The sequence below is a fragment of the Peribacillus sp. Bi96 genome (assembly GCF_918698115.1).
Lineage (GTDB): Bacteria > Bacillota > Bacilli > Bacillales > DSM-1321 > Peribacillus.
In genome coordinates this window covers 1-6853 of the sequence record NZ_CAKKLV010000055.1, presented here as the reverse complement: position 1 = coordinate 6853, position 6853 = coordinate 1, and the positions used below count along the sequence as shown (strand labels likewise).

The following is a 6853-nucleotide window of genomic DNA, read 5'->3' as shown; positions in this document are numbered from 1 at the left end:
GTTCTGCGGGCGTTGTTCCCGGTACGTTATTTGCCGTAAAAGAAAAATTAAACCCGACGCGAGCAGAGATGATTGAATTTCTTTTCACTTCCGCTGCCTTCGGGTTCGTGGTTGCAAACAATGCTTCTATTTCTGGAGCAGCTGGAGGCTGCCAAGCAGAAGTGGGTTCAGCAAGTGGAATGGCGGCAGCTGCGATTGTAGAACTGGCCGGCGGTACACCAAGTCAAGCCGCAGAAGCGATGGCAATCACATTGAAAAATATGCTCGGATTGGTTTGTGATCCAGTGGCAGGTTTGGTTGAAGTTCCTTGTGTGAAACGTAATGCAATGGGAGCATCTAACGCGATAACGGCAGCTGATATGGCACTTGCAGGCATTACGAGCCGCATTCCATGTGACGAAGTGATCGATGCCATGTATAAAATTGGCTTGACCATGCCAGTTGCGCTTCGCGAAACGGCAGAGGGCGGCCTGGCTGCCACTCCTACGGGGCGTAGATTGGCAAAGGAAATATTCGGTTCATATAAATAAACTAAAGGATTATATAAATTCATGGTTCCAAAAAATTGTTGATCCATACTATAAGCTAGAACAGGCTTATTTTAAAGATTACTGACAAAAAGGAAATAAAGAGATGGTAAGTATGATAGAAGAAACAATTCCTGTATATGCTTAATATATCGCTAAAAGGGTACTCTCATCATACTGAGGGGCTCTGTTTTTTTCAAAGCTGATAATTAACGCTCTACAGGAATGCTAACAGGTGCAAGAACTCGTGAAGATTTTTTATATTATAAAATAAACCTCGTTAGAATATATAGAGTTTTCTTCAACCGTATTTTGCTAAGAAAACGTTAATTATACTAATCGTTAATATAAAAAAACCATAAAAAAGGGCCTATGCGGCTAAAGGAATATCCTCTAATGTTTTAGTGCCAACTGATTGTGAATCATACGCATTTTAAGATAAAAAACGGACAGAATAAGAATTATTTCTGTCTGTTTTTATCTTACTTAGAAACTTAAAGTTTTTCTTCCAAAATCCAATTTGAATGCAATATTCATTCGTTTAATTTATTAAGTATCCTTATTCCAACTTCTGTAATCTCTGTTCCCTGTTTTCTAATTCCGACTTTAATGCAATTAGCTTTATTTAATATTGATAATCGATGGCGCAACTTGGAATCTGACAAAAAGTAAGGGAGCATTTCTTGTATCACACCTCTTCCCACGTTCTTTCCTATCTTTTTACAATTCCATAGTATTTGTAATATCGATTTATAATCTTCTATAAAACTTCCCGTTTTTAAGAAGAGAAGTGACTCATCAATCTCCGATAATGAATGATCAGAGGAGCTAGCAGTCACTTGTGATAGTAAAATCTGATCTGGTAGATGATGTTTAGTGACTACATTCCCTTCAACAGTGACCATTAAAAAATGGAAAAAATTTTCAAGTTCTCGAATATTACCTGGCCAATTATAATTCATTAAAAGATTTTTTACATTTGATTCAAACATCAGATTTTTCTTATTTGATTTTAAAAAGAAATCTATAAATATAAATAAATCCTGCTTCCTTTCTCTAAGTGAAGGGATTTGCAATGGTAGAACATTTAAACGATAATATAAATCTTCACGAAAGGCACCTTCTCGAATCATTTGATGTAAGTTTTGATTGGTAGCTGCAATAACTCGTACATTTACCGGTATTATTTTATTGCCACCTACACGCATAACTTGACGTTCTTGAAGAACGCGTAGAAGGGATGCTTGAAGACCTAGGGAAGCATCCCCAATTTCATCCATAAAAATAGTTCCATTATGGGCTAATTCAAATAAGCCCATTTTCCCTTCTTTTCTAGCACCTGTAAATGCCCCACCTTCATATCCAAATAATTCACTTTCTATTAGGGTTTCGCTTAGTCCTGCAAAATTAACAGCCACAAATGGACCATCTTTTCGTTCGGAACTATTATGTATAGCTTGAGCGAATACTTCTTTTCCAGTACCATTCTCTCCAGTAATTAACACAGTATAATCACTTTTAGCCAATTGAACTGCTTTTTGTTTTGCAGATAAAATCAAAGAACTTTCCCCAATAATATTGTCAAATGAATATTTAGTGGTTAAACCTAACTCTGTACTTTTCCGTCTGATTTCTTGCTCCATTCTTTGAACCCTTGTAACATCTTGAAATGTGATGACAAGGCCTACTAGTTGTTTGTTCAAGATTAAAGGAACTTTCGATACTAGCAAAGAGCGATTGTTTATTTGAAATAAGATATCAAGTTGTTCTTTTTGATCTAAATATGTCTCATTAATCTGAAAATCAGGTAGAATTTCACTAAAGTGCTTTCCAATAAAATTTATAGAAGGGAGTTGTAGAATTTGATAGGCATCTTCATTTATCAATGTAATAATGCCTTTTTCATCTAGCCCTATAATCCCTTCATGTACTGCATTTAAAATTGATTCTAATTTTTGTGTTAATTGTTTTTCATTTTGAATTGCTAATGATAAATTCCTTCCCATTTTCACAAAATCTCTAAAGAATTCTGCCGTATAGAAATGCGCCTTTTCTAAGGAAAGGTTTAAAAGACGAGCAATATCAAGCATAGTTGTTAAATCAATTGGTCGGTTTTCTAAATAGATAGTGCTTTTGATATGTTTCGGCACAAGTTCATCTTGTCCAAACGTAATAGCCAATTCTAGTTTCTCTGTCTGTTCGACGCTTGTAAGACCAGGAATATAAGGAATTAACGTTAAATGGCCAAATCCAAAGGCGTGTAGAACATCAATAGAGTCTCTAGCCACTATCATGGAGTTAGTAACTAATAAAATTTTTGTTTTAGCAGGCAAATCCAAAAGCTGTTCTAACTTTGCAATTCGAATAGAACGTCGAGCAACCATAAGAGGAATATTTAAATCCAATTTTCTAAAATCTTCTTCTAGTACTGGGCTAGACAGTAAAATTAAATCAGCTTTATGGATAACCTTTTCATTTAATGGCAATGTTTCATAACATGTATCAATGTCAATTTTTGAACCAAAAAACATTTGAAGATTTTCTTCAAATGTTTTGCTTACTGTTTTAGTGCTAGTTACAAGAAGTATAGTAGGCTTTTTCATCTTCTTCTCCTTACCACACAATTACATTTTGCTCTTATTCTAACAGATTTTAAGGTAACTTAAAAAGGACCCCATTTAATTAATACACCAATTGTTAAGAAAATGGCTGCTAAGATTGCCCATAAGATCGATAAAGGAATCATAAATTTAAGCCATTTGCCATATGAAATACCACTAGTAGCCAATATTGCCATTAACACACCTGAGGTTGGATTAATACAATTCACTACGCCTTCCCCAAATAAAACAGATTGTACAGCTACTTGACGAGTAATATGCAACAGATCAGCAAGTGGCACCAATATTGGCATTAACATAGCTGATTCTCCTGAACCAGAGGAAATTAAAAAATGAAGAGCTGCACTTCCTAAAAACATACCTAAGGTTCCTGTAACAGGAGAGAGTGGAGCCAAAAGAGTTGAAAGATGGTATATAATGGTATCGAGAAGTTGGCCATGTTCAAGCACAACAATTACAGCTCGGGCCATTCCTACAATTAATGCACCGTATACAAGTTTCTGACATCCGGCCATAAATGTTTTAGCAATATCATTCACATTCATTCGAGAGATAAGCCCAGCACCTATAGCTATAAAAATAAATAAACCTGCCATTTCGCTTTCAGTCCATTTAAAAACGAGTGTGCAAATAATAAATGTTAGTAAAGATCCACCTGAAAATAATAAAACAAGCTTATGTTGTAATGTTAATTTCTGTGTTTGTATTTCGTTCTCGCTGACACCTAAAGAATTAGGAAATCTTTCTAAACCTAAAATACTGTGTCCAGTGTTCTGAACTTTACGTGCATATCGATATATATATAATATTGTACAAAGTAAGAAAGTTAGATAAATGACAATACGGAAACCCATTCCAGATAATAATGGAAGCTCAGCAATACGCTGTGATAAGCCTAATGTTTGTGGGCTTATAAGAGAAACATTCCACCCTGCATAGGTACCTAGATAAATGATAGATACTCCAAAAATAGCGTCTAATTTTAATTTGCGAGCAATCATTACACCTATAGGGATAAAGGCAATAACGGAGTTCACGATAATTTCGGTAGTACCAAGTATAGAAAACATGAAACAAATAGGAATAATGAGTAGAAGTACCTTCCCCTTACATAAATTAATAATACTCCGAATGAAAGTATCAATCGCTCCCGTTTTATCAATAACAGCCAATGCACCACCAGTAAATAAAATAAGAAAAATCAAAGGAGCACCGGCGACCATTCCACTTTGAATTGCAGTAAAAATTTCAAGAAAATTAACAGGAGTGGATTTTACTACATGATAACTTCCAGGGACAGTCATCGTAATATCACCTTTTTTAATTCGATCGAATACCCCAGCTGGTACAAGATATGTCGCAATGGTGCAGGCAATTAAAATATAAAACAAAAGAACATAAGCATCAGGTTGTTTAATTGTTTTTCTTTTAATAGGTTTAGGAACCAGTTTTTGAGCCGTAGATTGCATAAATATATTTCCCCCTTATTACATTATAGCAATTCAATGATAAAGCTTGAAAGTCTCTCCTCCTCTGCTTGTATTTCCTTAATTTTGAACTAAGATTCGAGTACGAATACTCACAATTAAACATAATGCAAAAAGCATGCCAATTCTATGAGGAACGGAATAGCTTCTTCAAAGCGGCTTATATGAAATAAAAGGATCATTTATAGGTTGTTTTATAGGTTTATAAAACTTAAAAAATAGCCTATAAATAGCAATCAGAAACAAAGGTAGTTGATTTTATAAAGAAAAAAATTGGCATAATTCTTGCAGATACTTTATTTGAATAAAAAAAATGTACAGAAGTGTTTTAGAGGAGGAATTATTTTGAGTAAGGTACTAATCGAAAATGACGTTTCTAGCTATCTCGAAGTTCATAAACAAGATATGTTGGGTGATTTGATTGAATTTGTAAAAAAAGAATCACCTTCATATAATAAAGAATTAGTTGATGAGTGCGGTACATATTTAAGCCAGCTCTTTCAAAAGCGATTGGATGTAGGATACGAATTAATAGAAGAAAAAAATGTGGGGAATCACCTGAAATTTACAATCGGAGAAGGTAAACCACAAATTTTGATCATAGGGCATTTTGATACAGTTTGGAAAAAAGGCAGGCTTAGCCTTAGAAAGGAAGGAAATAAACTGTATGGCCCTGGTATTTTAGATATGAAAGGTGGTATTATCCAATCTTTATGGGCAATCAAAGCCATTCAAGAGCTAAATCTTCCGTTAAATAAAAAAATCGTTTTTCTTTGCAATTCAGATGAAGAAATTGGTTCAGTCGCTTCTAAGAAATACATTGAAGAAGAAGCACGAAAAAGTGATGTTGTATTAGTTGCTGAACCTGCTGTAGCTGGATCAGGAGCTTTAAAAACAGCTCGCAAAGGAACAGGAACTTTCGATATAAAAATATGGGGACGGGCTGCCCATGCTGGTAATCATCATGAAGAAGGCATCAATGCCATTGAAGAACTAGCTCGGCAAGTGATTGTACTGCAAGAATTGACCAATTACAAAAAAGGAACAACTGTCAATGTTGGAACGTTTACTGGAGGAAGTGGAAGAAACGTGGTTCCTGAATATGCAGAAGCTCATGTTGACTTACGTGTCTCAACAGAAGAAGAAGCAAGACGAGTGACGAATATTATATTAAATTTAAAACCAATTTTAAAAGAAATCAAATTAGAAGTAACCGGTGGCATAAATCGACCACCAATGGTGAAATCTGAGCAAACAAGAGAACTGTTTGAATGTGCTCAATCTATTGCATACGAACTTGGCATGAAATTAGAAGAAGCATCTGTTGGTGGAGGAAGTGATGGGAATTTTACAGCAGCTATTGGTGTTCCAACTCTTGACGGTTTAGGTTCGTGTGGAAAAGGAATTCATGCAGAATATGAACATATTCAAATTGATACACTCCCTGAACGGGCTTCTTTATTTGCTAATTTGTTATTGAGGCTGTAGCTGATTAAAGCTTTAGAACTAGTTAAAAAAGCTGCGGCTCTCGCCAATATGGATCTGAAATGTTTATATGAAGGAATTAAGGATGTAATTGTTGAAGCTGCAGATGAGATCATTGAAGGAAAGATCGACAATGCTTTCATGGTCGATCCTATAGAAGAGGGGCTGGTACACCTGATTATGAATAAAAATGAAATCATTGCTAACCGAGCTCTGGAGTTACTTGGACATGAAAAAGGCTTCAGATCCGCAGCCTTTGATAATCCACTTTCTTTAAAGTCTTGGATGTGAGTCCCAATCTTTCTTTATAAAGTTTTTTTATAAAAAAATCCACATGTATGATGTAAGGAGATTATCTCATGAGCTATTTACAAGTAGTAGGTGGGAATATTTGACGCTTACTATTCAACTTACATGAAAATAAGTTTCATTAAGAATGGAAAAATGACAATACTTAAGAAGACCCTGCTCAATCGTTTAAAAAAAGAGGAAAGCGTTAATTTAGTCTATGGATTAGGTTGACTGGATTAAGGTCAGTACCAGTATTGACACCTTCTAACCATTTTCATTGTTTGTGCTGCATTAGCTGAAGAACAGAGCTGTCTTTAAGGCAGCTTTTTCGTGCGCCCGGCATGGGTGCAATCTATAGGGTGTGAGTCCCGAACCATGAAGGCAGTAGTAATGGTTAGCTTAATGCAAGGGTGTCCACGGTGACGTGGAATCTGAAGGAAGC

The 6853-nt window shown here is 35.4% G+C and carries 4 protein-coding genes and 1 pseudogene; 3 read left to right on the top strand and 2 right to left on the bottom strand.

Annotation, left to right across the window (positions count from 1 at the left end; translation table 11 throughout):
- Nucleotides 1–530, top strand: a 530-nt coding sequence (gene sdaAA, locus LQ203_RS27050; protein WP_230161557.1) for an L-serine ammonia-lyase, iron-sulfur-dependent, subunit alpha, incomplete at its 5' end; no start/stop codon positions are given.
- Between the two features lie 530 nt (nt 531–1060).
- Here sdaAA and LQ203_RS27045 read toward each other — a convergent pair.
- Entirely contained in the window at nt 1061–3130 is a 2070-nt protein-coding gene (locus tag LQ203_RS27045; protein ID WP_230162990.1) for a sigma 54-interacting transcriptional regulator, read from the bottom strand.
- A 59-nt stretch (nt 3131–3189) separates the two neighbouring features.
- Entirely contained in the window at nt 3190–4623 is a 1434-nt protein-coding gene (locus tag LQ203_RS27040) for a Na+/H+ antiporter NhaC family protein (RefSeq protein WP_230162992.1), read from the bottom strand.
- 357 nt (nt 4624–4980) lie between these two features.
- Between LQ203_RS27040 and LQ203_RS27035 the strand changes: the two genes are divergently transcribed.
- Together LQ203_RS27035 and LQ203_RS27030 are read left to right on the top strand one after the other, a co-directional pair.
- Nucleotides 4981–6123 carry a M20 family metallopeptidase gene (locus LQ203_RS27035; protein ID WP_230162987.1) on the top strand — a complete coding sequence of 381 codons (1143 nt, stop codon included), beginning with the start codon at nt 4981–4983 and terminating at the stop codon, nt 6121–6123.
- Nucleotides 6124–6360, top strand: a pseudogene (locus LQ203_RS27030) (lyase family protein); the annotation flags it as partial.
- Nucleotides 6361–6853: the final 493 nt, after the last annotated feature.

Excerpts from the sequence above, each read along its gene's own strand:
- LQ203_RS27045 (WP_230162990.1), bottom strand. The coding sequence starts at position 3,130 with ATGAAAAAGCCTACTATACTTCTTGTAACTAGCACTAAAACAGTAAGC.